Origin of the sequence: Pontitalea aquivivens (genome assembly GCF_046507575.1) — a bacterium.
Classification (GTDB): domain Bacteria; phylum Pseudomonadota; class Alphaproteobacteria; order Rhodobacterales; family Rhodobacteraceae; genus Pontitalea; species Pontitalea aquivivens.
Genome location: NZ_JBKFEY010000001.1, coordinates 372,164 through 397,867, shown reverse-complemented (window position 1 = coordinate 397,867; position 25,704 = coordinate 372,164). Strand labels below are relative to the sequence as shown.

Genomic DNA, 25,704 nt, shown 5'->3' with positions numbered 1-25,704 from the left:
GGGCGGAAATGGGCGGAAATGGGCTGAAACTTGGCCCCGTCCTAGTCGATCGGCCGCCTTCAGGCAAGGGTGGCGCCCTTGCGCAGCCGGGGGCCATGCGCCAAGTATGGCACAGGCTGGGAAAGGGTTTTCATCATGGCGCTGCCGGTTCGGCAACAGGTTGGCTATTGGGGCGTGGCGGCGGCGGGCCTTGGGCTTGCGCTGTGGGGCCTGGGCGATGTGATCCTGCCGTTTCTGGTGGGCGGCGCGATCGCCTATTTCATGGATCCCGTGGCCGACCGGCTGCAACGGCTGGGCCTGAGCCGGGTCGCCGCCACCACCACCATCGCGCTTCTGGCGATGCTGGGCTTCGTGATCCTGGGCCTTGCGGTGATCCCGGCGCTGGTGTCCCAGCTTGCCGATCTGGTCGCCATCGCACCTGAGATGACGGGCCGGCTGCGCGCTTTCCTGACCGCGCAATTCCCCTCGTTGATGCAGGAAGGCCCGGCCATCAACGAAACCCTGGCCGCGCTGGGCGAGGCGGTAAAGGCACGCGGCGGCGAACTGGCGCAGACGCTGCTCAGCTCGGCCATGGGCGTGGTCAATGCGGTGATCTTCATCGTCGTGGTTCCGGTCGTGGCCTTCTACATGCTGCTGGACTGGGACCGGATGGTGGAACGGATCGACGGCTGGCTGCCGCGCGATCATGCCGACACGATCCGCCAGATCGCGCGTGACATCGACAGGGTTCTGTCGGGCTTTGTGCGCGGGCAGATCTCGGTCTGCCTGATCCTGGGCACCTTCTATGCGGTGGCCCTGATGGCGGCGGGGCTGAACTTTGGCCTGGTCGTGGGCGCGATCGCGGGGGCGGTGACCTTCATCCCCTATGTTGGCGCGCTGTTCGGGGGGGTGCTGGCGATCGGGCTGGCGCTGTTCCAGTTCTGGGGCGACTGGCTGTCGATCGGCATCATCGCGGCGATCTTCGCCGTGGGCCAGTTCCTGGAAGGCAACATCATCACGCCGAAACTGGTGGGCAGCTCGGTCGGGCTGCATCCGCTGTGGCTGATCTTTGCGCTGTCGGCCTTTGGCACGCTGTTCGGCTTTGTCGGCATGCTGGTGGCGGTGCCGGTGGCAGCGGTGATCGGGGTGGTGACACGCTTTGTGCTGGACCAATATCTTGCGGGGCGGCTTTACAAGGGGCAGAGCGCGCTGCAAGAAACGCCACCCGACAGCAAAGCCGATTGAACGCCCGTGGAACGCCAGCTGATCCTTGACCTGCCCTGCCGCAGCGCGCAGGGGCGCGATGATTTCTTTGTCGCGCCCGCCAATGCGCTGGCGCTGGCGACGCTGGATCGCCCCGACACCTGGCCGCAGCGCAAGATGCTGCTGATCGGGCCCGAAGGCGCGGGCAAAAGCCATCTGGCACAGATCTGGGCCGATGAACGGGGCGCTGCCGTGATCGCGGGGGGGGCGCTGACCATCGCCGCCGCGCCCGCACTGGTGGCCGCGCGGGCGGTGGTGGTCGAGGATGCCGAAACCATCGGCGGCCACCCCGAGGCCGAGGCCGCGCTGTTTCACCTGCACAACCTGGCCCTGGCCGAAGGCACGGATCTGCTGATTTCCGCCCGCACCCCACCGCGCGACTGGGGCCTGGCGCTGCCCGATCTGAAAAGCCGGATGCAGGCCACCGCCAGCGTGCGAATCGAACCGCCAGATGAGGCGCTTCTGGCCGCCGTTCTGGTCAAGCTGTTCGCCGACCGACAGCTGATGGTGGCGCCCGCGCTGATCCCGTGGCTGGTCCTGCGCATGGACCGATCGCTGGCCACCGCCCGGCGGGTCGTGGCCGCGCTGGATGCGCGCGCGCTGGCCAAGGGCACCGCGATCACGCGCCAACTGGCCGCCGAGGTGCTGGACAGTCTGGGCTGAGGGGCGCAGTATGACTGTCGCAAAATCTTTACAGATCGACAGCATAAGCGCATCATGACACAGGCAGATTTCCTCAAGACCCCCTTCCCCGACCCCGTCGAGATGCCGCCCGAGGTGATCGCCGGGCCGGGCCGGTTCTTCAACCGCGAGCTGAGCTGGCTGGCCTTCAACTGGCGCGTTCTGGAAGAGGCGACGAACCCCCGCGTGCCGCTGCTGGAACGGCTGCGCTTTCTGTCGATTTCGGCCACCAACCTGGATGAATTTTATACCGTCCGCGTGGCCGGCCTGCGCGAACTGGTGCGCGAAGGCAATACCAACACCTCGGACGACGGGCTGACGCCATCCGAACAGCTGGTGCTGATCAATTCCGACGCGCGCCGCCTGCTGGAAAAGCAGCAGACCACCTGGAACCGCCTGCACCGCGAGATGGAGGGGGCAGGCATCCATCTGCTGACCCGCGCCAAGCTGACCCGCCGCGATGAGGCCTTTCTGGCCGATCACTTCCTGAACAAGGTGTTCCCGGTGCTGTCGCCGCTGGCGATCGACCCGGCGCACCCCTTCCCCTTCATCCCCAACACCGGCTTTTGCCTGGCGCTGGAACTGGAACGGCGTACCGACAAGCGCCGCTTGCAGGCGCTGTTGCCGATCCCGCAGCAGATCGACCGCTTCATCCGCCTGCCGGGCGAAGCGCGGTTCCTGCCGCTGGAAGAACTGCTGCTGCTGCATCTGGGCTCGCTCTTCCCGGGCTACAGCGACACCGGCCACTGCGCCTTCCGCGTGCTGCGCGACAGCGACCTGGAGGTCGAGGACGAGGCCGAGGATCTGGTGCGCGAATTCGAAACCGCGCTGAAGCGGCGCCGCCGCGGCCAGGTGATCCGGCTGAAAATCACGGCAGGCGCGCCCGAAACGCTGCGGTCGCTGATCATGGAGGAATTGCACGTCAGCCCCGATGAGGTGGTCGAGGTGCGCGGCCTTCTGGGCATGGCCGATCTGAAGGATCTGGTGCTGTCCTCACGCCCCGATCTGCTGTGGCCGGCCTTCGCCCCGCGCGTGCCCGAACGCGTGCAGGATCATGACGGCAACATGTTCGCCGCCATCCGGCAAAAGGACATGCTGCTGCACCATCCCTATGAAACCTTCGACATGGTGATCCGCTTCCTGAACCAGGCGGCGGCGGACCCCAATGTGCTGGCGATCAAGCAGACGCTGTATCGCACCTCGAAGGACAGCCCGATCGTCGATGCCCTGTGCGAGGCGGCCGAGGCGGGCAAATCCGTCACCGCGCTGGTGGAACTGAAGGCGCGTTTTGATGAGGCCGCCAATATCCGCCAGTCGCGCCGGCTGGAACGGGCGGGCGCGCATGTGGTCTATGGCTTCATGCATCTGAAGACGCATGCCAAGATTTCCACCGTGGTGCGGCGCGAAGGCGACCAACTGGTCACCTATACCCATTACGGCACGGGCAACTATCACCCGATCACCGCGCGCATCTATACCGATCTGAGCTTTTTCACCTGCGATCCGGCGCTGGGGCGCGATGCGACCAAGGTGTTCAATTACCTGTCCGGCTATGTGCAGCCCGAGGGGCTGGAAAATCTGGCAATCAGCCCGATCACGCTGAAACCCCGCCTGCTGGACCTGATCGCGCGCGAGGCCGAATTCGCCCGCAAGGGCCAGCCGGCCGCGATCTGGGCCAAGATGAACAGCCTGATCGAACCCGAGGTGATCGACGCGCTTTATGCCGCATCCAACGCGGGGGTGAAGATCAGCCTTGTGGTGCGCGGGATCTGCGGCGTGCGGCCGGGCATCAAGGGGCTGTCGGAAAACATCCGCGTCAAGTCGATCGTCGGACGGTTTCTGGAACATTCCCGCATCGTCTGTTTCGGCAATGGCCACGGCCTGCCGTCGAAAAAGGCGCGGGTGTTCTTTTCCTCGGCCGACTGGATGGGCCGCAACCTGAACCGCCGGGTCGAAACCCTGATCGAGGCGCAGAACGACACCGTAAAGGCGCAGATCGTCAGCCAGATCATGGCCGCCAACATGGCCGATGAGGCGCAAAGCTGGATCCTGCAGCCCGATGGCAAGTTCGTCCGCCCCCTGCCCGAGGATCGTGAGGATCTGTTCAGCTGTCACCGCTTCTTCATGGAAAATCCCTCGTTGTCGGGGCGGGGATCGGCGGGGGCGAAGGATGTTCCCAAGCTTGCCCACAGCATGGACTAACGGTTAGGTTCGCGCCGCGCCGCAGCGGCGACTCGCAACCGGGGTGGAACGATGGACGGATGGACCGATACCGAAGGCGACGACTTCGACCCCTTCGGCAAACCGCTGTTCGACGACCCATCCGCCCGCGCGCTGGAACGCGTGGGCGTGGTCGATGTGGGATCGAACTCGGTTCGGATGGTGGTGTTTGACGGCGCGGCGCGCAGCCCGGCCTATTTCTACAACGAAAAGGTCATGGCGGGGCTGGGCCAGGGGCTGGCCGAAACCGGCCGGCTGAACCCGCGCGGGCGCGAACGCGCGCTGGCGGCGCTGAAACGCTTTTCACTGCTGGCGCGCGGCATGGGCATCGACCTGGCCTGCGTCGCCACCGCCGCGGTGCGCGATGCCGCCGACGGCCCCGAATTTCGCAAGCTGGCGGAACGCGAAACCGGACTGCGGCTGCATGTGATCGACGGCCCCGAAGAGGCGCGCCTGTCGGCCCAGGGCGTGCTGCTGGGCTGGCCCGAGGCCGAGGGGCTGGTCTGCGACATCGGCGGCAACTCGATGGAACTGGCCGAGGTGCGCGGCGGGCGCGTGGGGCGGCGGATCACATCGCAGCTGGGGCCGTTCCGGCTGCAGCAGATCAAGGGCGGGCGCAAGGACGTCATCGCCCATATCGGCGCGGTCATGGCCGATCTGGCCGACCGGATGGGCCGCGATCACGACCGGATCTATCTGGTCGGCGGGTCCTGGCGGGCGATCGCCCGGCTGGACATGGAACGGCGCGATTATCCGTTGCTGGTGCTGCACGAATACCGGATGGATCCCGACAGCATCGCCCGCACGGTGGATTGGATCGAAAAGAACGACATGGCGGCCCTGCGCGCGCGCACCGGCACCTCGGCCGCGCGGATGGACCTGGTGCCGCTGGCCAGCCTGGTGCTGCGCGCCCTGGTTCAGGAATTCGCCCCGAAGGAAATCGACGTGTCGTCCTATGGCATCCGCGAGGGGCTGCTGTATGAACAGATGCCCGAAAAGCTGCGCCGGCGCGATCCGCTGATCGAGGCCTGCCGCCATGCCGAACGCACGATGGCGCGGATGCCCGGGTTCGGAAAGAAGCTGTTTGCCTTCATCCAGCCGCTGTTCAAGGATGCCCCGCCCGACCGGGTCCGGCTGATCAAGGCCGCCTGCCTGCTGCATGACACAACCTGGCGCACCCATCCCGATTACCGGGCCGAGGCCTGTTTCGACAATGTGACCCGTGCCAACATGGCCGCGCTGTCGCATGCCGAACGGGTGTTCCTGGGGCTTGCGCTGCTGCACCGCTACAAGAATTCGCGCGCGGGGTCGCGGATGGAACGGGTCTTCACCCTGCTGCCCCCCGATCAGCAGCAACAGGCCGAGGTTCTGGGCAAGGCGATGCGCTTTGGCGCGATGTTCGCCATCAGCTCGCCCCAGGATGCGGGCGCGCTGAAATTCCATGCCAGGCGGCGGGTGCTGGAACTGCAGCTGACAAAACAGGGCGCGGGCCTGTTCGGTGAGGTGGCCGAGGCGCGGTTGCAATCGCTGGCCAATGCGATGAAGGCCGAGGCCGCCGTGATCCGCCCGGGCGCACCCGGGGCGTAGGCCTTCAGATCTCGATCTCGGGGCTGCCGGCCCCGTCAGCGGGCGGCGCCGGCGCATCCGGCTTGCGGCGGATGATGATATCGCCATTGGGCAGGCGTTCCGGCGCCTGATAATGCTGCAGATCGTCGATCAGGCGCACCATTTCGGCCAGAAGCGGCCCAAGTTCCGCACCCGCATCTTCCAGGCTGCGCTGCATGTCTTCCAGCGCGGGGCCGATTTCGCCCATCAGACCGCGCAGCATCAGCTTTGCCCCCTCTTCCAGCAGGCTGAAGCCTTCCTCAACCTCGCTTTCGGGCGCGGGATCGGGCGCGGAATCGGGATCGGGGGCTTGCGCCCCGGCGGGCGCCACGGCCAACGCCGCGGCAAGGATCATCGCAAGATGTTTCATGGTGCCAATATAACCTTTCCGCCACGGTTGTTCAGGGGGGCCGATGATCCGGCGCATCACAGCGCGATATCCACGCTGACCGGAAAATGATCCGACGCCTGCAACAGGGCCTCGCGCAGTTCGGGCGTGGCATAGCAGGCCGGGTCATCGAACGGATGCCAGATCCGCCAGCGGGGATTTGCCGCGCACAGATCGGGCGAAAGCATCACGAAATCCAGCATCGCCGAGAAATACTGTCCCTCTTCGGCCAGATAGAACCGGGCCGAGGCGGGGGCGGCGGCACCGCCATGGACCATGTGGATGCGCGCATGCGGATCGCGCAGGCGCAATTCAGGTGGCGCATCCTCACCCAGAACGATCTCGACCCCGGACCGGCCGAACAGCTTTTCATATTCGTCAAGGCCCGGACCATCGTTGAAATCGCCCAGAACGATCAGGCTTTCATGGGCGGCCAGATGCTCTTCGACCCGCGCGCGCAGCCAGATGCATTGCGCCAGCTGCGTGCGGCGGTTGTCGATGGCGATGCGAATCGCGGCTTCGGGCGTGGTGGCGCCATGGGGGGCCTTGGATTTCACATGCACCCCGATCAGCCGCAGCTGCCGCCCGCCCGCGGTTTCCAGCACCACCTCCAGCGGCGGCTTGGAAAACACCACGGTATCCGGCTTGGCATCGATATCCAGATCGATCCGATAGCTTTGATCAAAGCGCGGGCTGTCCTCGCCGCCGCCGCGCGGATCATGGCCGGCGATCAGCACATCCGGATCATACATCAGCGCGATTTCCTGCTGGGTGTCGTTGGAAAACCCCAGAAGCGCGCGGCGCTGGCGCAGACCGAATTTCTGCGCAAAGGTCTCCAGCATGGTCACGGTCTGGCGGCGGCGGTTGTTGTCGGGCGCCTCGATCACCATCACCGCATCGGCATCCAGCGCGGTGAACACGATCCCAAGCGCCCCCAGCTGCTGGGCGCGTGTCACCTGATAGCGCGACGAGGGCGCATCATCATCCAGCATCTCGCCATTGCGGTCGAACAGGTTGGAAAACCACTCGATATTATAGGTGGCGATGCGCATTGCGGGCCTCCCTCAGGCTGCCTTGTTCCGACTGACCTCTTCCCAGGCACGGTTCAGCGCGATCACCCGTGCCTCGGCCAGCTTCACCGCCTCTTCGGGCAGGCCCCGGGCGATGGCGCGGTCGGGATGGGCCTCACGCACCAACCGACGCCAGGCGGCACGCGCCTCATCCAGCGGGGCGCCCGGCGCGACCTCCAGCACCGTCCAGGGATCGGGCGCGGCATCGGGCACGAAAGAAGCGCGCAGCGACAGGAAACAGCATTCCTCCAGCCCGAAGATCCGCGCCACTTCACGCAGGAATGCATCCTCGGCATCGTGATAATCCCCATCCGCCACGGCGATGAAGAACAACCCCTCCAGAAGGTCCATCAGCGCCGGCGTGCCGGTGCCGAACATCGCGGCAATCTTGCGGGCATAGGCGTCGAACCCGGCCACATCGGTGCGCGCCAGGTTGAAGACGCGCGCGGCATTGGCCTCTTCGCCGGGCGGGATCTGGAACACCTCGCGGAAGGCCGCGACCTCATTGCGGGTCACCCGGCCATCGGCCTTGGCCATCTTGGCCCCCAGCGCGATCACCGCGATGGTAAAGGCAACGCTGCGTTCGGGGCTGCGTTCGGGCGCGCCGCGCAGATGATCGAACACGGCTGAAAGCCCCTCGCCCCGGCTCAGGGCGGCCAGGGCCTGCGATACGCGGGTCCAAAGGGAAAGCGGCTTGTCCATGCCCGCAACCTTAACGGGTCAAAGCACCTTTTGCATCAACACAAGATCAAGCCAGCGCGCAAATTTCCGCCCAACCTGCGTCATCCGCCCGGTTTCGACATAGCCAAGTGCGGCATGAAAGGCGATCCCCGCCCGGTTTTCGACCGATACGCCGGCCACCATCACATGCGCCCCGCCCTGGCGGGCATGATCCTCCAGCGCAGCCATCAGCGCCCGCCCGATCCCGCGCCCGCGCGCCGCCGGCGCCAGAATGATCGTATGTTCCATCGCATGGGCATAACCATTACCAGCACGAAACTGACCGTAAAGCGCCACCCCCAGCACCGCCCCTTCCTGTGCTGCCACCAGAACCGCACGCCCCTCGGCCCGGCGCCGGGCAAACAGCGCCGCCACCCCCGGCACCGTCTTTTCCTCGGATGAAAAGGTGATCGTCGTCTCTCGGATCACCGGGTTCCAGAACGCCACGATCGGCCCGATGTCATCCGCACATGCCGGTCGGATCGTCACACGTCCCACGCCCACCCCCTGCTGCTGCTGCCCGCACCAGCTTGCGCAAGCCGCAATCCGCACGCAAGATCAAAGCAAAGGGGCAGGCCCCCCCCTGCCCCCTTCGGTTTTGCAAAAATATCCCGGGGGTCCGGGGGCAGCGCCCCCGGCTGCCGACCTCAGGCCCCGCGCGCGGCGCGGATCAGGTCAAGGATTTCGCGCGCCGCAGCCGGGATATTGGTCCCCGGCCCAAAGATCGCCTTCACCCCGGCCGCCTTCAGGAAGTCATAGTCCTGCTGCGGGATGACGCCGCCGCAGATCACCAGGATATCGCCCGCGCCCTTTTCCTTCAGCGCCTCGATCAGCTTCGGCGCCAGCGTCTTGTGCCCCGCCGCCTGGGATGAAATGCCAACCACATGCACGTCATTGTCCACCGCATCCTGCGCGGCCTCTTCGGGCGTCTGGAACAGCGGCCCCACATCGACGTCAAAGCCGATGTCGGCAAAGGCGGTCGCGATCACCTTGGCGCCGCGATCATGGCCGTCCTGCCCCATCTTGACCACCAGCATCCGCGGCCGGCGGCCTTCTTCCTCGGCAAAGACCTCGACATCCTTCTGGATCTGGGCAAAGCCCTGATCCCCCTCATAGGCCGCGCCATAGACCCCGGCCAGCGTCTTGACCTCGGCCCGGTGACGGCCGAACACCTTTTCCATCGCCATGCTGATTTCCCCCACGCTTGCCCGCGCCCGCGCGGCCACCACGGCCGCTTCCAGAAGGTTGCCGCCCCCGGCGGCGCGGCGGGTGATCTCGGCCAGCGCGGCCTGGCAGGCGGCCTCATCCCGGGTCCCGCGCATCGCGTTCAGCCGGGTGATCTGCGCCTCACGGACCTTGACGTTGTCGATGTCGAGAATGTCGATCGGGTCTTCCTTGGCCAGGCGATACTTGTTCACCCCCACGATCACCTCTTCGCCACGATCGATCATCGCCTGGCGCCGCGCCGCCGATTCCTCGATGCGCAGCTTGGGCATGCCGCTGGCCACGGCCTTGGTCATGCCGCCCATCGCCTCGACCTCTTCGATCAGCGCCCAGGCCTTTTCGGCCAGCTCGTGCGTCAGGCTTTCAACGTAATAGGACCCCGCCAGCGGGTCGACGACCTTGGTGACGCCGGTTTCTTCCTGCAAGATCAACTGGGTGTTGCGCGCGATCCGGGCGCTGAATTCGGTGGGCAGCGCGATCGCCTCATCCAGCGCGTTGGTGTGCAGCGACTGCGTACCCCCCAGCGCCGCCGCCAGCGCCTCATAGGCCGTGCGCACGACGTTGTTGTAGGGGTCCTGTTCCTGCAATGACACGCCCGAGGTCTGGCAATGCGTGCGCAGCATCAGGCTGCCGGGTTTCTTCGGCTCGAACCCGGACATGATGCGGTGCCACAGCAGACGCGCGGCGCGCAGCTTGGCGGCCTCCATGAAGAAATTCATGCCGATGGCGAAGAAGAACGACAGCCGGCCCGCGAAGGCATCGACATCCATTCCCCGCGCGATCGCGGCGCGCACATATTCGCGCCCGTCGGCCAGCGTGAAGGCCAGTTCCTGGACCAGGTTCGCGCCCGCTTCCTGCATGTGATAGCCGGAAATCGAGATGCTGTTGAACCTGGGCATCTCATTGCTGGTGTATTCGATGATGTCCGCGATGATCCGCATCGAGGGTTCGGGCGGATAGATATAGGTGTTGCGCACCATGAATTCTTTCAGGATGTCGTTCTGGATCGTGCCCGACAGAAGGCTGCGATCGACCCCCTGTTCTTCGCCCGTCACGATGAAATTGGCCAGGATCGGGATCACCGCGCCGTTCATCGTCATCGAGACCGAGACCTTTTCCAGCGGGATGCCGTCGAACAGGATCTTCATGTCCTCGACGCTGTCGATGGCCACGCCCGCCTTGCCGACATCGCCCACCACGCGCGGATGGTCGCTGTCATAGCCACGGTGGGTGGCCAGGTCGAAGGCGACCGACACGCCCTGCTGGCCTGCGGCCAGCGCCTTGCGGTAAAAGGCGTTCGATTCACCGGCGGTCGAAAAACCGGCATATTGCCGGATCGTCCAGGGCCGGCCGGCATACATCGTGGCGCGCACGCCACGGGTGAACGGCGCGGTCCCCGGCAGGCTGCCCATATGCGGCAGGCCCGCCACGTCATCCTGCGTGTACAGCGGCTTGACGGCGATGCCTTCCAGCGTCTGCCAGGTCAGGTCGTCCAGCGGCCTGTCGCGCAGTTCCTTCTGCGCAAGCTTAGCCCAGTCCTCTTTTCTGTTCGTCATGGGGTGGTCCTTCTTCCTCTGCCGCCGTGCCCACCTGTGTCCCCGGGCTTTCGGCAACCGTTTCGGTATATATCACGCCCGCCGCGCCAGCGCGCAGCCAGGCCAGATCCTGTTCATAGCGGGCGCGCAGCGCGGCCCGCTGGGCGGGGGCAAAGGGCACCCGCGCGCCCGCATCCGCCGCGCTGCCCCCCGGCAGCGCCCGCAGGCGGGCATTGCGGGCCCGCCGCTCATCATAAAGGCCCGCGGCGGGCAGGGCTGCGCCCCCGGTCAGCAGGCGCAGCTGCGCACCATGGCGGCCCACCAACGCCTCAAAGGGCCAGACGATGCGGCGCGCATCGGGAAAGGCCTCGGCCAGGGTGGCGATGATGCGCTGCCAGCCGCGCGGATGCCTGGCCAGGCGGTGCAGAACATCCGGCTGCGTCACGCCGCCGCCAGACCCGGTCGCGGTGGCCAGAACCGAGGCCCACCAGTCATCATAGCTGCGCAGCGCCAGCCCCACCCCGGTCACCGCGCCATCGAAGGCCGCCGCGATCCGGTCCAGCCGCGCGCGCGCATCGGGGTAGATCGTCGCATGTTCCAGACAGATCGGCATCGTGCCGATCATGTTTTCCTCGGACACGATCAGCTGGCGCATGCCTGCCCCGGCCAGGCGGTCCAGTTCATCGCGGATGCGCGTGGCCGATCGCCGCGCCAGCAGGTCATCGGCCAGGGTCACCGCATCGGGCCGCTTCATCAGCCCCGCGAACAGCCCGCCACGGGTCCGGTCCGGGCCCCAGACCGCAATGCCCGCGGCTTCCAGCGTGTCGGCATTCTGCAAAAGCCAGCTTTGCAGCGATGTGGTACCGGTACGATGCGCGCCCACATGCAAGATCACTTCAACCGGCCCAGCCATTCCTGTCTCCGTCGCCACTGCCGCGCCGGGGCACGCAGACAGCGCCGCCCCGATCTGGCGCCAGTCTGCGCGACAATCCCTGGCCAAGGGCTTAATGGCCGGATTTTCTGAAAATGCCGGACTTCCGGCTTTGCCCCGCGCGCCCCGCATCCCTATATGAACAACAAAGGAGGATCCGATGGTGCAAACCCCGATGCTGGTGCTTGCCTTTGTTCTGGCAGGATTTTCGGCCCTTGCCGCCAGTGCGCAGGGTACCCCTGTGCCGCCCCCGGCCCCCGCGCCCGAAGCTGCCGTGGCGGCGCCGGACCCGATGGTTTTCGCGCCCATTGCCGCCCAAGACACCGATTTAAACGAATTTGTCTGGAAAAAACGCCCCATCGTCGTCTTTGCCAATACGCCCGAAGACCCCGCCTTCATCGAACAGATGCGGCTTCTGGCCGCGCGCTGGCCCGAACTGGCGGCACGCGATGTGGTGGTGATCACCGACACCGCGCCCGTGCCGATCAGCCCGGTGCGCCGGGCGCTGCGTCCACGCGGCTTTGCGCTGGTCATCGTGGAAAAGGACGGCTCGGTCGCGCTGCGCAAGCCCCTGCCCTGGGACGGGCGCGAGATCATGCGCGCGATCGACAAGATGCCGATCCGGCGCGATGAAATCCGCAACCAGTCACTGGGCCTGGCGCCGGACGCCATTGCCGGCCCCGAAACCGGCACCGGGTCCGCCATCGGGGGCTGACCCCGGCGGCAGCCCTGCACCGCTGGCGCGGCAGATCCGAACGTTTGCGCCGCTGGCGCGACATGCCGGAACGTTTGCGCCGCTGGCGCGGCGCGGGCCATCCGGCCCGGGCAGCGGTCCTGCGGCGCAAGCATGATCATTCGAATTCCATGATCACGTCATCGACCTTCAGGCTGGCGCCCGCGGCCGCGTTGATCTTTTTGACGATGCCCTTGCGTTCCGCGCGCAGGATGTTTTCCATCTTCATCGCCTCGACCGTGGCCAGCGCCTGGCCTTCCTGCACCTCTTGCCCCTCTTCGACGCTGATCTTCACGACCAGCCCCGGCATCGGGCACAGCAGGAATTTCGACGTGTCCGGCGGCAGCTTTTCGGGCATCAGCCGCGCCAGTTCCGCCTGACGCGGGGTGCGCACATGCACCCTCAGATCCGCGCCCCGGCAGCGCACGCGGAAGCCCATCGGGATCTTGCCGACCTTGAGCACCAGCCGTTCGCCGTCGATTTCCAGCGCCGCCAGCGGCTGGCCGGGCACCCAGTCCGAGGTGACGCGGTGCTTGCCGCCGCCCGCGAAATGGATCGTCGATCCGTCGCGGTCCGCCTCGATCCTGACGGCATATTCATGGCCCTGCAGCGCGACCACCCAATCTTCGCCGACGTGGCGTTCGTGGTTGCCCAGCCGCCCCGAGATGCGGGTCCGCCGGATTTCCGCCACGCGGTTCATCGCGGCGGTGGCGGCGGCGATGCGGCGCAGCAATTCTTCGTCCAGCACGTTGCCCTGGAAACCTTCGGGATATTCCTCGGCGATGAAGGCGGTGGTGATGTTGCCGGTGATGAAGCGCGGATGTTCCATCACGGCGGCGACAAAGGGCAGGTTGTGGCCGATGCCTTCCACCTCGAATGTGTCCAGCGCCAGCCGCATTTCCTCGATCGCCTCGGCGCGGGTCGGCGCCCAGGTGCACAGCTTGGCGATCATCGGGTCGTAATACATGCTGATCTCGCCGCCTTCATAGACGCCGGTATCGTTGCGCACGATGCCGCCGCCCTTGGTGGGGCCTTCGGCCGGCGGGCGATAGCGCGTCAGCCGCCCGATCGAGGGCAGGAAATTGCGATAGGGATCCTCGGCATACAGCCGGCTTTCCATCGCCCAGCCGTTGATCTTCAGATCGGCCTGCGCAAAGGGCAACTTTTCGCCCGCGGCCACGCGGATCATCTGTTCCACCAGGTCGATGCCGGTGATCAGTTCGGTGACAGGGTGTTCCACCTGCAGACGGGTGTTCATTTCCAGGAAGTAGAAATTCTTTTGCCCGTCGACGATGAATTCCACCGTCCCGGCGCTGGTATAGCCCACCGCGCGGGCCAGCGCGCAAGCCTGTTCGCCCATCGCGCGGCGGGTCGCCTCGTCCAGGAAGGGGCTGGGCGCCTCTTCGATGACCTTCTGGTTGCGGCGCTGGATCGAACATTCGCGTTCATGCAGATAGACGGTGTTGCCGTGCTTGTCGGCCAGCACCTGAATTTCGATGTGGCGCGGTTGCGTCACGAATTTCTCGATGAAGATGCGGTCGTCGCCAAAGCTGTTGGCGGCCTCGTTCTTGCTGGATTCAAAACCTTCGCGCGCCTCGGTCGCGTTCCAGGCGATGCGCATGCCCTTGCCGCCGCCGCCCGCGCTGGCCTTGATCATCACCGGATAGCCGATCTGATCGGAAATCTTCACCGCCTCATCCGCATCCGCGATCAGGCCCATATAGCCCGGAACGGTGCTGACCCCCGCCTCCTGCGCCAGCTTCTTCGAGGTGATCTTGTCGCCCATCGCCTCGATCGCGGGGGACGGCGGGCCGATGAAGACAACGCCCTCTTTTTCCAGGGCTGCGGCGAAGTTCATGTTTTCCGACAGGAATCCATAACCCGGGTGAACCGCCTCGGCCCCGGTCTGGCGAATCGCGTCCATGATCTTGTCGATCACGATATAGGACTGGTTGGCCGGCGCGGGGCCGATATGCACCGCCTCATCGGCCATCTGCACATGCAGCGCATGGGCATCGGCATCGGAATAGACGGCAACCGTCTGGATGCCCATCTTGCGTGCCGTCTTGATGACGCGGCAGGCGATCTCGCCCCGGTTGGCGATCAGGATTTTCTTGAACATGTCAGTCCCTTCCCATCGGGCGGGGATTGCCCCGCCCGCCCTTCGTGTTGGCAGTCGTGTCGATGACCGTTTCGGTGAAAACGAAAACGCCACCGGGGCACGGGGCCCCGATGGCGCGATCAGTCAGGCCCGCCCCGATGGGGGCGGCCAGCCGGATGTCAGTAGTATCTGGGGCGCGGCGTGCAGCCGGGCACGTTGAGATCGTCGCAATAGCTGCCCGCAAGCGCGCCAAGCGCGGCACCGGCGACCATGTTTTCATCGGTCGCATCCGCGATAAGCGCGCCGGCCGCGGCGCCGACCAGGGCGCGTTCGCCATCGGTCTGCATGCAGCCCGCAAGGGTGCCAGCCGCCAGAAGGGCAAGGATGAAGGGGGATTTGCGCATATGGAACTGCCTCCGCACAGGGTTTTTGTCTGTGCCGAGTCTAGCGTAATTACGACCGGGGGAAAGCCAAGAAGACGTGATCCGGTCCGCCCTTCGGCAAAGTCCTGCCGAAGCGACCGCCCTGCCCCGCGACCCCGAAAAAGCGACCCGACCCGCAAGGGACCGGGCCGCAGGGGAAGGGAAGGGGTACGGACTAGACAGATGCGGCGCCCCCGGGCGCGGCCCGGATACGCCACGCCCACAGGATGCGCCCGCAGGACCGATGTGGCAAAGCTTTCCTTGGCCCGCGCGGCGGGCTCGGCAACAAGCTGCCAATTCTGCGGATGCATCGGCCAGATCATGCCCAGTCGTCCTCATCCTCATCGGCATCGTCCCAATCGAAGGCCTCGGGTTCGGCAAAGACTTCGGGAAAGGCGGCCTGGGCGCGCTTGACGTCGATCTTCAGAATCGCGTCATAGGAACAGGGGTCGAACGGTTCTTCGGCGGGCACGACCTCGCGGCCGAACAGCCACGACAGGCGGCCGGCATCCAGGTTGCCGCGTTCAAACGGCTCTTCGCCGAAATGCGCCCACAGCGCGGCCATGAAGCCCGCATCGGCACGCCGGTCGGCGGGCGCGCGGTCCTTGTAACGTTCGCGGCGGATGATCCTGGTGGCGCCGGCCTTGTTGGCGCGGCGGATGACGAATTGGAAATCGGTTCCGGGCAGGCGCCCGGGGAACCCACGGTGCTTCAGCATGACGGGCCTCGTGTCCTGAGGGCCGGGGCCGGGCATCGGGCGGGCCGGGGGCGTTCGGGCCGCAAGGGCACGCCCGCAGCGTGACCCATCCAGCCCCGACGCATGAACCCGGACCAAAGGCGCGCCCCGCAGGTTGCGGCGGGCAGGGACCGGGCGAAGGAAGGGTGGATCGGGGCGGAAAAGCGATCCCGCCCCGCGCCGGTATCAGAGCTTGCCGGTGTAGGTCGGCTCGACGCTGACTTCCGCGGGCGCTTCGGCTTTCGGGGCGCAAGCGGCAACAAAAGCGACCATGGCGATCGCGAGCAGGGCTTTCTTCGACATTTCAATCTCCTGTCCCGGCGAGAAAGGTCGGAACCCTGAGGGCCCGAATCCCGCCGCATGTCTGCAAAACGAAACGGCATCATCCGTTCCAACCGCAATTTATCCCGCAACGCAGGCGCCTTACAGGGGGCACCATCACGATGGCAAAGCTGTGGCAAAGGCGCATCACCCTGCCCCGCCATGCCCCGGAAAATCGCGCGCGGGACCATCACAGATACTCCGGCTCACAGGCGCCATCGGCGATACGGAAGGCCTCGAAATACTGCACGGCCTCTGGGTCGGTGGCGCCGAAGTCCACCGCCCGGTCGGACAGCGAGATCACCACCTCGGCAGGCTGCGGCCCCGGATCGGGCAGCCGCGGCAGGACAAAGCTGTCGCACAGGTAAGCCATGTCTTCCAGCGCCTCCTCTGCACTGATGTTGCCTGCCGCACCGATCTGCGGCGCCAGAAACCGGAACCGCAGGGTCAGGCCCATCGGTCCCGCCGCATCCTGCACCGTTTCGACCCAGGCGACCGCCTGCCCCGAGGGCAGGACGATCTGATCGGCGGCGCGGGCCGTGACCGGCAGGCCCAGCGCGACCAGAACCGCCAATCGAACCTGCCCGCCGCGCATCGCCCGTTCCCCTTACAGCGGAATGTTGTCGTGCTTCTTCCAGGGATTCGACTGCTTCTTGGTGCGCAGCGAGGCAAAGGCCCGCGCGACCCGCTTGCGGGTGGACCGCGGCTGGATCACCTCGTCGACGAAGCCCTTTTCGGCGGCCACGAAGGGGTTGGCAAAGCGCGTTTCGTAATCGCGCGTGCGCTGCGCGATCTTGTCGGCATCGCCCAGTTCGGAACGGTAGAGGATTTCCACCGCGCCCTTGGCCCCCATCACCGCGATTTCGGCGGTGGGCCAGGCATAGTTGAAATCGCCCCGCAGATGCTTGGACGCCATCACGTCATAGGCCCCGCCATAGGCCTTGCGGGTGATCACCGTGACCTTCGGCACCGTCGCCTCGCCATAGGCGAACAGCAGTTTCGCGCCGTGCTTGATGACGCCGCCATATTCCTGGCTGGTCCCCGGCAGGAAGCCCGGCACGTCGACGAAGGTCAGGATCGGAATTTCGAAGGCGTCGCAGAAGCGCACAAAGCGCGCCGCCTTGCGCGAACTGTCAATATCCAGGCAACCCGCCAGCACCATCGGCTGGTTGGCCACCACGCCCACGGTCTGGCCCTCGATGCGGATGAAGCCGATCACGATATTGGCGGCGAAATCTTTTTGAATCTCGTAGAAATCGCCCTCATCCGCGACCTTGGCGATCAGCTCTTTCATGTCGTAGGGCTGGTTCGGGTTCGACGGGATCAGCGTGTCCAGGCTTTCCTCGATCCGGGCGGGATCGTCGAAGAAGGGGCGCACCGGGGCCTTGTCGCGGTTGTTCAGCGGCAGGAAGTCGAACAGGCGCCGCGCCTCGGCCAGGGCCTCGACGTCGTTTTCAAAGGCGCCGTCTGCGACCGAGGATTTCCGGGTATGGGTCGAGGCGCCGCCCAGTTCCTCGGCGGTGACAATCTCATTCGTCACGGTCTTGACCACATCGGGGCCGGTCACGAACATGTAGGACGTGTCCTTCACCATGAAGATGAAGTCGGTCATCGCCGGGGAATAGACCGCACCGCCCGCGCAGGGGCCCATGATCAGCGAAATCTGCGGCACCACGCCCGAGGCCATGATGTTGCGCTGGAACACCTCGGCATAGCCGGCAAGGCTGGCAACGCCTTCCTGGATGCGCGCGCCGCCCGAATCGTTGATGCCGATCACCGGGGCGCCGTTCTGCACCGCCATATCCATGATCTTGCAAATCTTTTGCGCATGGGTTTCCGACAGCGAGCCGCCGAAGACGGTGAAGTCCTGCGAAAACACATAGACCATGCGGCCGTTGATCGTGCCCCAGCCCGTCACCACCCCGTCGCCCGAGGGGCGATCGCCCTGCATCCCGAAATCGGTGCAGCGGTGGGCGACGAACATGTCGAATTCCTCGAACGAGCCTTCGTCAAGCAACAGTTCGATGCGTTCGCGCGCGGTCAGCTTGCCGCGGGCATGCTGCGCATCGATCCGGCGCTGGCCGCCGCCAAGGCGGGCCTGGGCGCGGCGGTCTTCAAGCTCGTTCAGGATGTCTTTCATGGTCCCCTCCGACGGTTTGGGGCACCCTATACCCACGCAAGATTGTTACAAAGCGGATTTGCGTAAATTTGCAAATAGTTGGCACGCCGCGCAGTGCGAATTGCAATACTGCAAATTCCGCCCGGGATCACGCTGGATCGCCGGGCGTGGCGGCGCTAGGCAGGCCGCGCGCGTCACGGAGTTCGCCATGCCGATTTCTGCCCCGATTCTGACCATTCTGCTGCTTGTGGCCTCAAACGTGTTCATGACCTTCGCCTGGTATGGACACCTGAAATTCAAGACCGCGCCGCTGATCACGGTGATCCTGGTCAGCTGGGGCATCGCCTTTTTCGAATACATGCTGCAGGTGCCTGCGAACCGGATCGGGCATGGGCATTTTTCGGCCGTGCAGCTGAAGACGATTCAGGAGATGATCACCCTGTCGGTCTTTGCGGTGTTTTCCTGGGCCTGGCTGAAAGAGCCGGTCACCTGGCAGCATGGCGTGGGTTTCGCGCTGATCGCGGCGGGGGCGTGGTTCATCTTTCACGACTGGGGCTGAGCGGGCCAGGGGGCGCTGCCCCCTCGGCGCGTTCCGCGCCTCACCCCCGGGATATTTTTGCAAAGCCGAAGGGAAACGGGCGGGGAAAATGCTACCGATACATTTCTTCGATGGACAAGACGGCGGCCCGGGCCTAGCGATTTCGCATGCATACGACCTTTCTTGACCGGCGCAGTCCGCCCCATATCGTGACCCTGGTGCTGATCGCCGGGCTGGCGGCGTTGTCGCTGAACATCTTCCTGCCCTCGCTGCCGGGGATGGCGGCGCATTTCGGCGTGGATTATGCGGTGATGCAGCTGTCGGTATCCGCCTATCTGGGGGTCTCGGCGATCATGCAGCTGCTGGTCGGACCGATTTCGGACCGCTTCGGGCGGCGGCGCGTGGCGCTGACGGTGCTGGTGATTTTCCTGCTGGCGACGCTGGGCACGCTGCTGGCCCCCAGTGCGGGGGTGTTCCTGGCGTTCCGGCTGGTGCAGGCCGTGGTCGCCACAAGCTTCGTTCTGTCGCGCGCGGTGGTGCGCGACATGGTGCCGGGGCCCGAGGCGGCCTCGATGATCGGTTATGTGACGATGGGGATGGCGCTGGTGCCGATGGTCGGGCCGGTGATCGGCGGGGCGCTGGACGAGGCGATCGGCTGGCAGGCGAATTTCGTCTTTCTGCTGTTGTTTGGCTGCGCGATCCTGGCGCTGGTCTGGGCCGATCTGGGCGAGACGACGCGGGGGGGCGGCGTGCCCTTTGCCGAACAGGCGCGGCAATATCCGATCCTGCTGCGATCGCGCCGGTTCTGGGGGTATTGCCTGTCGTCGGCTTTCGCCTCGGGGCTGTTCTTTGCCTATCTGGGGGGCGCGCCCTTTGTCGGCACCCAGGTCTTCGGGCTGAGCCCGGCGCAGGTGGGCTATTACTTTGCGCTGCCCGCGCTGGGCTATGCGGGGGGAAATTTCCTGTCGGGGCGGTTTGCCACGCATGTGGGGACCGACCGGATGGTGCTGGCGGGCACGCTGGTGGCCACGCTGGCGCTGGGTCTGGCGATGGCGTTCGAGGCGGTGGGCCTGTCGCATCCGCTGATCTTTTTCGGTGCGGTGGGGGTGACCGGGATCGGCAACGGACTGGCGCTGCCGTCGGCCAATGCGGGGCTGATGTCGGTGCGGCCGGAACTGGCGGGAACGGCCTCGGGGCTGGCGGCCACGCTGACCATCGGCGGCGGCGCGGGGCTTTCGGCGCTGGCGGGGGCGATGCTGCGGCCGGGCAGCGGGGCGATGGCGCTGATCGTGCTGATGACGCTGTCATCGGCGGCCTCGGTGCTGGCGATCCTGTGGGTGATGCGGCGGCGCGCGCAACTGGGGGTTTGACGCGCGCGCTTTGCAAAGATTAGATGCGCTTTGCAAAGGGGACGCATCATGGCCACGCAGAAACTGTATGCCGGGATGAAACTGCGCGAGACGCGGGCGCGCCTGGGGCTGACACAGAAGGTCTTTGCCGACCGGCTGGGCGTATCGCTGCCCTATCTGAACCAGATGGAGAACAACCACCGCCCCGTTTCCGCGGCGGTCGTTCTGGCGCTGGCGGGGGAATTCGGGCTGGATGTGACGGAACTGTCCACCGGCGATGCCGAGCGGCTGGTGTCGGACATGCGCGAGGCGCTGGCCGATCCGGTCTTTGCCGATGCCGCCCCGCCGCTGGCGGATCTGCGGCTGGCGGCGTCGAACGCGCCGGCGCTGGCACGGGCCTTTCTGGAACTGCACCGGGCCTACAGCCAGGCGCATGAACGGCTGGCCTCGCTGGATGAGGCCCTGGGCCGTGAAGGGGCGCAGACGATTGTCAGCCCCTGGGAAGAGGTGCGCGATTTCTTTCACTATTGCGACAATTACATCGATGCGGTGGACCGCGCGGCCGAGCATTTTTCCTGCCCGGGCGGTCAACGGCTTGACCCGGTACAGCGCGCCACCGAGGCGTTGCAGGCCCGCGGCTATGAGGTGCAGTTTTCCAGCATCGACGGGCTGCGCGCGCGCGACGGCACGCAGATCCGCATCTCTGCCCGCGCCGACCGGGCAAGCCAGTCGTTCCAGCTGTTGCATCAGGTGGCGTTGCTGACCCAGAACGATCTGCTGGAGGCCACACTGGATCTGGCGCGGTTTCAATCCGACACCGCGCGCGCCATCGCCAAGATCGGGCTGGCCAATTATTTCGCGGGCGCGGCGCTGCTGCCCTATCGCGCGTTCCAGCAGGCCGCGCTGGACACCCGCCACGATCTGGAACGGCTGACTGACCTGTTCGGCGCATCCTGCGAACAGGTGGCGCACCGCCTGTCTACCCTGCAGCGGCCCGGTGCCAAGGGCATTCCCTTCTTCTTTGTCCGCGTCGATCAGGCCGGCACCATCACCAAGCGCCATTCGGCCACGCGGCTGCAATTCGCCCGCTTCGGCGGCGCCTGCCCCTTGTGGAACGTGCATCAGGCCTTTGAAATGCCGGGCCGCTTCCTGCGCCAGCTGGCCGAGACCCCCGATGGCGTGCGCTATCTTTGCATCTCGCGCGATGTGTCGAAAACCGGGGGGTCATTTCACGCCCCCGTGCGCCGCTTTGCGATTTGCCTGGGATGCGAGATCAGCCATGCCAAGGGCCTGGTCTATGCCGACGATCTGGATGTGACCAACCCGCGCGCCTATCAGCCGATCGGCATTTCCTGCCGGATCTGTGAACGCAAGGATTGCCATCAGCGCGCGGTACCACCGCTGGAACGCAGGCTGCGCGTGGACCCCGACCATCGCGGCACCCTGCCCTATGAGATCGCATGAAAAAGCCCCCGGTTTCGGGGGCTTGATCAGCGATCTTCATCTGCGTGACGATCCCGTGCGGCGGGGCCGTTCAGGCCGACAGCATCCGCGCGATTTCGTCCTTCACATGGGCGCGCTGCTTGCGCAGTTCAACCTCGGCCAGCTGTTCCATCGGCTCGACCAGCGTTTCGGCGCGGTGAACCTTGTCATTCAGTTCGTCATATTCTTCCAGAAGCCGGGCGAAATGCGCATTGGACACTTTCAGTTCATGAATCTTGTCCATCTGGGTCGGAAATTCATCCTGAAGCGTATGCGGCGTATTGGACATGTCTGTCTCCCTTTCACTGTTCGGCCATAACCTAGCGGCGGGAATCGCCACCGGCTTTGACCCGGATCAAACCGTCCTGTAATTCACCCGCCTGCCGGACGCCAGCCTGCGGCACGCGCTTCGGCCTGTGAACAGAACCAACGCTCGCCGCGGGCCTCGTTGATGCGGGTCGCGGCATAGGCGCGGGTGCCCGGCAGGTGATACAGCCGGCCACGCTCGGAAATGTTGCCCTTGATCGTGCAGCCCCCCGCCGCCGCGGCGCCCCCCGGATCGCCCCCCGCCCGGGCACGCGCCAGATGCGGGCGTTCGGCCCGGCCAGACCAGATGCCCCGGCCCGCGGCGCGCGCGCGCGCCTCGGCACCCAGATAGTCGCGCGAATAGCGTTCATAGGCAAAGGCCGCCCCTTCCGCGACCAGCGCGCCGGCCAGATCCGCCCCGCCCGCCGTGCAGCGCGCGACAAGCCGGCCATAGCGGTCCTGGTCGTGCACCTCGCACCGCACCTGTCCCTTGGACAGTGCCCGCAGCCGCGCGGTGGCATGGCCGCCGCAATCCCACACGCGTCCGGCCGCATCCTGACAGGCCTGCCCCGCCTCGGGCGCGTCAATGCCGAACAGGCGGATGCGCTGACCCGCGACATCCAGCGTATCGCCGTCAACGACCCGCGCGGGGCCCGAAAGGCTTTGCGCCGCAACCGGCGCCGCCAGCAGAACGAGAAGTGAACATATCCTTAACATGCCCAAGATATGGTAGATCGGGCAGCATCAGGCAAGCGATTTTGTGAGCCAGCCTTAACGCTGCGCGACCTGCCAGCGCGGGTGCAGCCAGGGTTCGGCCGGGTCCGGCGCCAGCATGCCCCGCCCCAGAATATGATCCGCCGCCTTTTCCCCCACCATGATCGCGGGCGCATTCAGATTGCCATTGGTGATGCGCGGAAAGACCGAACTGTCCGCCACCCGCAGGCCCTTGACCCCGATCACCCGCAACTCGGGGTCGACCACGGCCATCGGATCATCGGGCCGCCCGATCCGCGCCGTGCCGCAGGGGTGATAGGCGCTTTCGGCGTGATCGCGGATAAACGCGTCGATCTGGTCATCCGCCTGCACGTTCACACCGGGCTGGATTTCCCGCCGGACATGGGCCGCCATCGCGGGCTGGGCAAAGATATCGCGCGTCAGGCGCACACAGCGGCGGAACTCCTCCCAGTCATCGGGATGGGACATGTAGTTGAACCGGATCACCGGCGCCGCGCCCGGATCGGCGCTGCGCAACGTCACCGCGCCGCGCGATTGCGACCGCATCGGCCCGACATGGGCCTGAAAGCCATGCCCCTCGGCGGCGGCCCGGCCATCATAGCGCACGGCGATGGGCAGGAAATGATACTGGATGTCGGGATAATCCACCCCCGCAGCAGACCGGATGAAGCCACAGGCCTCGAACTGGTTCGACGCCCCCAGCCCCCGCCCCGTGAACAGCCATTGCGCCCCGATCAGCGCCTTGCCCCACAGGTTCCAGTATCTGTAAAGCGTCACCGGCTGCACGGCGGCAAACTGCATGTAGATTTCCAGATGGTCCTGCAGATTGGCCCCGACCCCGGGCCGGTCGGCCAGCACCCCGATCCCATGTTCGGCCAGATGCGCCGCAGGACCGATCCCCGACAACATCAGCAACTTGGGCGTGTTGATCGCGCTGGCCGCCAGGATGACCTCGGCGCGGGCGCGCACCACCTCTGCCGCGCCGCCGCCGCCCCGCGCGATCTCGACCCCCACCGCCCGGCCCGCCTCGATCACCACGCGCCGTGCAAATCCGCGCCGGATGGTCAGGTTGCCACCCTTCAGCGCGGGCCGCAGATAGGCATTGGCCGCCGACCAGCGCCGCCCGCGCCAGATCGTGGCCTCCATCGGGCCGAACCCTTCCTGCTGATGGCCATTGTAATCCGCCGTCACCGGATAGCCCGCCTGCCGCCCCGCCGCGATGAAGGCGCCGAACAACGGGTTCGCCCGCGGCCCGCGTGTCACATGCAGCGGCCCGCCTTGCCCGCGCCAGGCCGGATCGCCGCCATCGCGCGCACCATGCCAGTGCTCCATCCGCCGGAAATAGGGCAGCACATCGGCATAGGCCCAGCCCGCCGCCCCCATTGCCGCCCAATGGTCGAAATCGCGTGCATGACCACGCACATAGACCATCCCGTTGATCGAGGACGACCCCCCGATCACCTTGCCCCGGGGCGTGGCCAGCCGCCGCCCGCCCAGATGCGGCTCGGGCTCGGTCCGAAATCCCCAGTCATAGATCCCCATGTTCATCGGATAGGACAGCGCCGCAGGCATCTGGATGAAGGGCCCCGCATCGCTGCCCCCGTGCTCGATGACGATGACCCGGCGCCCGGCCTGTGCCAGCCGATAGCCCAGCGCCGACCCGGCCGAGCCCGCACCCACGATCACATAATCCGCTTCCATCGTTTCACCTTGCCCAAATACCTTCGGGGGTCCGGGGGCAGACAGCCCCCGGCTGTGCCGCCCGGCGGCCTCAGTAGGGCGCCGCGACCGGCCCCATCCCCACATAGACCGCCTTCAGCTGGCTGTAATGTTCCACCGCCGCGCGGGAATTTTCCCGCCCCAGTCCCGAGGCCTTGACACCCCCGAAGGGCATTTCCACCGGCGTCAGGTTATAGGCGTTGATCCAGCATGTGCCCGCCTGCAACCGGCCGATCACCCGGTGCCCGCGGGCCAGATCGGCGGTAAAGACCCCCGCCGCCAGCCCGAATTGCGTGGCATTGGCCCGCGCGATCACCTCATCCTCGGTGTCGAAATCCAGCACCGCCATCACCGGTCCAAAGACCTCTTCACGCGCCAGGGTCATGGTGTCGGTGACCTCGGCAAAAACCGTGGGCTGCACGAAATTCGCACCTTCCCGGCCCGCCGCCCCGCCACAGATCAGCCGCGCGCCCTCGGCCTGCGCGATACGGATATAGTCCATGACCTTCGCGTGCTGGGCCGGGCTGACCAGCGGACCGAATTGCGTATCGCGGTCCAGCGGATCGCCCGCGCGGATCATTGCCGTCCGTTCGGCCAGCCGCGCCAGAAACCGCGCCAGAAACCGGCCCTGAACCCCGCGCTGCACGAAAACGCGCGTGCCATTGGAACAGACCTGCCCCGAGGAATAGAAATTCCCCAGCATCGCCGCGCCCACCGCGTCTTCAAGATCTGCATCGTCGAAGACGATCAGCGGTGACTTGCCGCCCAGTTCCATCGTGACATGTTTCATCCCCGCCGCCGCCGTCGCATAGACGCGCGCGCCGGTGGCCACCGACCCGGTCAGCGACACCTTGGCGACCCGCGGATCGCCGGCCAGCCGCCCCCCCACCGCACCGCCGCCCTGCACCACGTTGAACAGCCCCGCCGGCAGGCCCGCCTGATGCAGGATCTCGGCCAGCTTCAGCGCGCCAAGGGGTGTCAGATCGGACGGTTTGAATACCATCGCATTACCCATAGCCAGCGCGGGCGCGGCCTTCCAGCAGGCGATCTGGCTGGGGTAGTTCCAGGCGCCGATACCCAGGCAGACACCCAGGGGCTCACGCAAGGTATAGGCGAAATCGCCCCCCAGCGGGATCGTCTCACCCGTCACGGTGGGGGCAAGGCCCGCGAAATATTCCAGCGCATCCGCGCCCGAGGGCCAGTCGGCCACCTCGGTTTCCTGGATCGGCTTGCCGGTATCGAGCGTTTCCAGCCGCGCCAGTTCCCCCCCCCGGTCACGGATCAGATCGGCCGCGCGGCGCAGGATGCGGCCACGTTCGACCGGGCGCAGGGCCGCCCATTCGGCCTGCGCGCGCGCCGCGCTGGCCAGTGCCAGATCGATCACCGCAGGCGTGGCCGCATGCAGCCGCGCGATCACCGCGCCGGTATGGGGATAGATCACCTCGATCCCCGCGCCGGTGGCGTCTTCGTGGTAACGGCCATCGACGAAATGGCTGGCGGTCGGTTGGGCGGTCAGCATCGGAGCCT

The 25,704-nt window shown here is 66.2% G+C and carries 23 protein-coding genes; 8 read left to right on the top strand and 15 right to left on the bottom strand.

All coding sequences use genetic code 11. The features are described from left to right. Positions 1 to 135 precede the first annotated feature (135 nt). From ACK8OU_RS01920 to ACK8OU_RS01905, 4 genes are read left to right on the top strand one after another with little or no spacing between them, the layout of a single operon-like run. A complete protein-coding gene (locus ACK8OU_RS01920; RefSeq protein WP_410301651.1) occupies positions 136 to 1,224 on the top strand; it encodes an AI-2E family transporter in 1,089 nt (362 codons plus the stop codon). A 6-nt stretch (positions 1,225 to 1,230) separates the two neighbouring features. Further along, positions 1,231 to 1,905 carry a P-loop NTPase family protein gene (locus tag ACK8OU_RS01915; RefSeq protein ID WP_410301650.1) on the top strand — a complete coding sequence of 225 codons (675 nt, stop codon included), beginning with the start codon at positions 1,231 to 1,233 and terminating at the stop codon, positions 1,903 to 1,905. Between the two features lie 54 nt (positions 1,906 to 1,959). Continuing rightward, positions 1,960 to 4,125: an RNA degradosome polyphosphate kinase gene (locus ACK8OU_RS01910; RefSeq protein WP_410301649.1), complete on the top strand. Its 2,166-nt coding sequence runs from the start codon at positions 1,960 to 1,962 to the stop codon at positions 4,123 to 4,125. A gap of 51 nt (positions 4,126 to 4,176) precedes the next feature. Beyond that, positions 4,177 to 5,730 carry a Ppx/GppA family phosphatase gene (locus ACK8OU_RS01905; protein ID WP_410301647.1) on the top strand — a complete coding sequence of 518 codons (1,554 nt, stop codon included), beginning with the start codon at positions 4,177 to 4,179 and terminating at the stop codon, positions 5,728 to 5,730. A 4-nt stretch (positions 5,731 to 5,734) separates the two neighbouring features. Here ACK8OU_RS01905 and ACK8OU_RS01900 read toward each other — a convergent pair whose 3' ends face one another. From ACK8OU_RS01900 to ACK8OU_RS01875, 6 genes are all read right to left on the bottom strand, one after another. Beyond that, complete coding sequence (locus ACK8OU_RS01900; RefSeq protein ID WP_410301645.1) at positions 5,735 to 6,118, bottom strand: AAA+ family ATPase; 384 nt, start codon at positions 6,116 to 6,118, stop codon at positions 5,735 to 5,737. 56 nt (positions 6,119 to 6,174) lie between these two features. Continuing rightward, complete coding sequence (locus ACK8OU_RS01895) at positions 6,175 to 7,188, bottom strand: endonuclease/exonuclease/phosphatase family protein (RefSeq protein ID WP_410301643.1); 1,014 nt, start codon at positions 7,186 to 7,188, stop codon at positions 6,175 to 6,177. 12 nt (positions 7,189 to 7,200) lie between these two features. Further along, entirely contained in the window at positions 7,201 to 7,908 is a 708-nt protein-coding gene (locus ACK8OU_RS01890) for a TerB family tellurite resistance protein (protein WP_410301641.1), read from the bottom strand. Positions 7,909 to 7,926: 18 nt separating this feature from the next. After that, positions 7,927 to 8,415 (bottom strand): GNAT family N-acetyltransferase, encoded by a 489-nt coding sequence (locus ACK8OU_RS01885; RefSeq protein WP_410302002.1) that lies wholly within the window; start codon positions 8,413 to 8,415, stop codon positions 7,927 to 7,929. Between the two features lie 158 nt (positions 8,416 to 8,573). After that, positions 8,574 to 10,706: a methylmalonyl-CoA mutase gene (gene scpA, locus ACK8OU_RS01880; RefSeq protein ID WP_410301639.1), complete on the bottom strand. Its 2,133-nt coding sequence runs from the start codon at positions 10,704 to 10,706 to the stop codon at positions 8,574 to 8,576. Then, positions 10,678 to 11,598 (bottom strand): hypothetical protein, encoded by a 921-nt coding sequence (locus tag ACK8OU_RS01875; protein WP_410301638.1) that lies wholly within the window; start codon positions 11,596 to 11,598, stop codon positions 10,678 to 10,680. The genes scpA and ACK8OU_RS01875 overlap by 29 nt, the downstream gene beginning before the upstream one ends. A 178-nt stretch (positions 11,599 to 11,776) precedes the next feature. On the opposite strand from ACK8OU_RS01875, the gene ACK8OU_RS01870 reads away from it, so the two are divergent. Further along, positions 11,777 to 12,331 (top strand): DUF4174 domain-containing protein, encoded by a 555-nt coding sequence (locus ACK8OU_RS01870; protein WP_410301637.1) that lies wholly within the window; start codon positions 11,777 to 11,779, stop codon positions 12,329 to 12,331. Positions 12,332 to 12,467: 136 nt separating this feature from the next. Here the strand turns inward: ACK8OU_RS01870 and ACK8OU_RS01865 are convergent, their stop codons facing one another. The 5 genes from ACK8OU_RS01865 to ACK8OU_RS01845 all read right to left on the bottom strand — a co-directional run bounded on the left by ACK8OU_RS01865 (position 12,468) and on the right by ACK8OU_RS01845 (position 18,069). Next, complete coding sequence (locus ACK8OU_RS01865) at positions 12,468 to 14,471, bottom strand: acetyl-CoA carboxylase biotin carboxylase subunit (RefSeq protein WP_410301636.1); 2,004 nt, start codon at positions 14,469 to 14,471, stop codon at positions 12,468 to 12,470. A 158-nt stretch (positions 14,472 to 14,629) separates the two neighbouring features. After that, positions 14,630 to 14,854 carry a hypothetical protein gene (locus tag ACK8OU_RS01860; protein ID WP_410301635.1) on the bottom strand — a complete coding sequence of 75 codons (225 nt, stop codon included), beginning with the start codon at positions 14,852 to 14,854 and terminating at the stop codon, positions 14,630 to 14,632. Between the two features lie 337 nt (positions 14,855 to 15,191). Further along, on the bottom strand, positions 15,192 to 15,590 hold the full coding sequence (locus ACK8OU_RS01855) for a hypothetical protein (protein ID WP_410301633.1): 399 nt from the start codon (positions 15,588 to 15,590) through the stop codon (positions 15,192 to 15,194). A gap of 529 nt (positions 15,591 to 16,119) precedes the next feature. After that, entirely contained in the window at positions 16,120 to 16,524 is a 405-nt protein-coding gene (locus ACK8OU_RS01850) for a DUF6497 family protein (RefSeq protein WP_410301632.1), read from the bottom strand. A gap of 12 nt (positions 16,525 to 16,536) precedes the next feature. After that, positions 16,537 to 18,069 (bottom strand): acyl-CoA carboxylase subunit beta, encoded by a 1,533-nt coding sequence (locus ACK8OU_RS01845; protein ID WP_410301631.1) that lies wholly within the window; start codon positions 18,067 to 18,069, stop codon positions 16,537 to 16,539. Between the two features lie 187 nt (positions 18,070 to 18,256). On the opposite strand from ACK8OU_RS01845, the gene ACK8OU_RS01840 reads away from it, so the two are divergent. From ACK8OU_RS01840 to ACK8OU_RS01830, 3 genes are all read left to right on the top strand, one after another. Beyond that, positions 18,257 to 18,607: a DMT family protein gene (locus tag ACK8OU_RS01840; protein WP_410301630.1), complete on the top strand. Its 351-nt coding sequence runs from the start codon at positions 18,257 to 18,259 to the stop codon at positions 18,605 to 18,607. 146 nt (positions 18,608 to 18,753) lie between these two features. Beyond that, positions 18,754 to 19,956, top strand: coding sequence for a multidrug effflux MFS transporter (locus tag ACK8OU_RS01835; protein ID WP_410301629.1), 1,203 nt, complete (start codon positions 18,754 to 18,756; stop codon positions 19,954 to 19,956). 48 nt (positions 19,957 to 20,004) lie between these two features. Beyond that, positions 20,005 to 21,399, top strand: coding sequence for a helix-turn-helix domain-containing protein (locus tag ACK8OU_RS01830; RefSeq protein WP_410301628.1), 1,395 nt, complete (start codon positions 20,005 to 20,007; stop codon positions 21,397 to 21,399). Between the two features lie 70 nt (positions 21,400 to 21,469). Here ACK8OU_RS01830 and ACK8OU_RS01825 read toward each other — a convergent pair whose 3' ends face one another. The 4 genes from ACK8OU_RS01825 to betB form a co-directional block, all read right to left on the bottom strand. Next, on the bottom strand, positions 21,470 to 21,706 hold the full coding sequence (locus ACK8OU_RS01825; protein WP_410301627.1) for a YdcH family protein: 237 nt from the start codon (positions 21,704 to 21,706) through the stop codon (positions 21,470 to 21,472). Between the two features lie 83 nt (positions 21,707 to 21,789). After that, positions 21,790 to 22,440: a thermonuclease family protein gene (locus ACK8OU_RS01820; RefSeq protein WP_410301626.1), complete on the bottom strand. Its 651-nt coding sequence runs from the start codon at positions 22,438 to 22,440 to the stop codon at positions 21,790 to 21,792. Between the two features lie 54 nt (positions 22,441 to 22,494). Next, positions 22,495 to 24,159, bottom strand: coding sequence for a choline dehydrogenase (gene betA / locus ACK8OU_RS01815; RefSeq protein ID WP_410301625.1), 1,665 nt, complete (start codon positions 24,157 to 24,159; stop codon positions 22,495 to 22,497). A gap of 70 nt (positions 24,160 to 24,229) precedes the next feature. Beyond that, complete coding sequence (gene betB / locus ACK8OU_RS01810) at positions 24,230 to 25,693, bottom strand: betaine-aldehyde dehydrogenase (protein WP_410302001.1); 1,464 nt, start codon at positions 25,691 to 25,693, stop codon at positions 24,230 to 24,232. Positions 25,694 to 25,704 lie beyond the last annotated feature (11 nt).

Bases quoted from the DNA above. Each gene is read 5' to 3' on its own strand.
- ACK8OU_RS01870 (WP_410301637.1), top strand. From the start codon at position 11,777: ATGGTGCAAACCCCGATGCTGGTGCTTGCCTTTGTTCTGGCAGGATTT.
- ACK8OU_RS01865 (WP_410301636.1), bottom strand. From the start codon at position 14,471: ATGTTCAAGAAAATCCTGATCGCCAACCGGGGCGAGATCGCCTGCCGC.
- ACK8OU_RS01860 (WP_410301635.1), bottom strand. From the start codon at position 14,854: ATGCGCAAATCCCCCTTCATCCTTGCCCTTCTGGCGGCTGGCACCCTT.
- ACK8OU_RS01905 (WP_410301647.1), top strand. From the start codon at position 4,177: ATGGACGGATGGACCGATACCGAAGGCGACGACTTCGACCCCTTCGGC.
- ACK8OU_RS01895 (WP_410301643.1), bottom strand. From the start codon at position 7,188: ATGCGCATCGCCACCTATAATATCGAGTGGTTTTCCAACCTGTTCGAC.
- ACK8OU_RS01845 (WP_410301631.1), bottom strand. From the start codon at position 18,069: ATGAAAGACATCCTGAACGAGCTTGAAGACCGCCGCGCCCAGGCCCGC.
- ACK8OU_RS01875 (WP_410301638.1), bottom strand. From the start codon at position 11,598: ATGGCTGGGCCGGTTGAAGTGATCTTGCATGTGGGCGCGCATCGTACC.
- ACK8OU_RS01835 (WP_410301629.1), top strand. From the start codon at position 18,754: ATGCATACGACCTTTCTTGACCGGCGCAGTCCGCCCCATATCGTGACC.
- ACK8OU_RS01910 (WP_410301649.1), top strand. From the start codon at position 1,960: ATGACACAGGCAGATTTCCTCAAGACCCCCTTCCCCGACCCCGTCGAG.
- ACK8OU_RS01825 (WP_410301627.1), bottom strand. From the start codon at position 21,706: ATGTCCAATACGCCGCATACGCTTCAGGATGAATTTCCGACCCAGATG.
- ACK8OU_RS01830 (WP_410301628.1), top strand. From the start codon at position 20,005: ATGGCCACGCAGAAACTGTATGCCGGGATGAAACTGCGCGAGACGCGG.
- ACK8OU_RS01850 (WP_410301632.1), bottom strand. From the start codon at position 16,524: ATGCGCGGCGGGCAGGTTCGATTGGCGGTTCTGGTCGCGCTGGGCCTG.
- ACK8OU_RS01920 (WP_410301651.1), top strand. From the start codon at position 136: ATGGCGCTGCCGGTTCGGCAACAGGTTGGCTATTGGGGCGTGGCGGCG.
- scpA (WP_410301639.1), bottom strand. From the start codon at position 10,706: ATGACGAACAGAAAAGAGGACTGGGCTAAGCTTGCGCAGAAGGAACTG.
- ACK8OU_RS01840 (WP_410301630.1), top strand. From the start codon at position 18,257: ATGCCGATTTCTGCCCCGATTCTGACCATTCTGCTGCTTGTGGCCTCA.
- ACK8OU_RS01855 (WP_410301633.1), bottom strand. From the start codon at position 15,590: ATGCTGAAGCACCGTGGGTTCCCCGGGCGCCTGCCCGGAACCGATTTC.
- ACK8OU_RS01820 (WP_410301626.1), bottom strand. From the start codon at position 22,440: ATGTTAAGGATATGTTCACTTCTCGTTCTGCTGGCGGCGCCGGTTGCG.
- ACK8OU_RS01890 (WP_410301641.1), bottom strand. From the start codon at position 7,908: ATGGACAAGCCGCTTTCCCTTTGGACCCGCGTATCGCAGGCCCTGGCC.
- betA (WP_410301625.1), bottom strand. From the start codon at position 24,159: ATGGAAGCGGATTATGTGATCGTGGGTGCGGGCTCGGCCGGGTCGGCG.
- ACK8OU_RS01900 (WP_410301645.1), bottom strand. From the start codon at position 6,118: ATGAAACATCTTGCGATGATCCTTGCCGCGGCGTTGGCCGTGGCGCCC.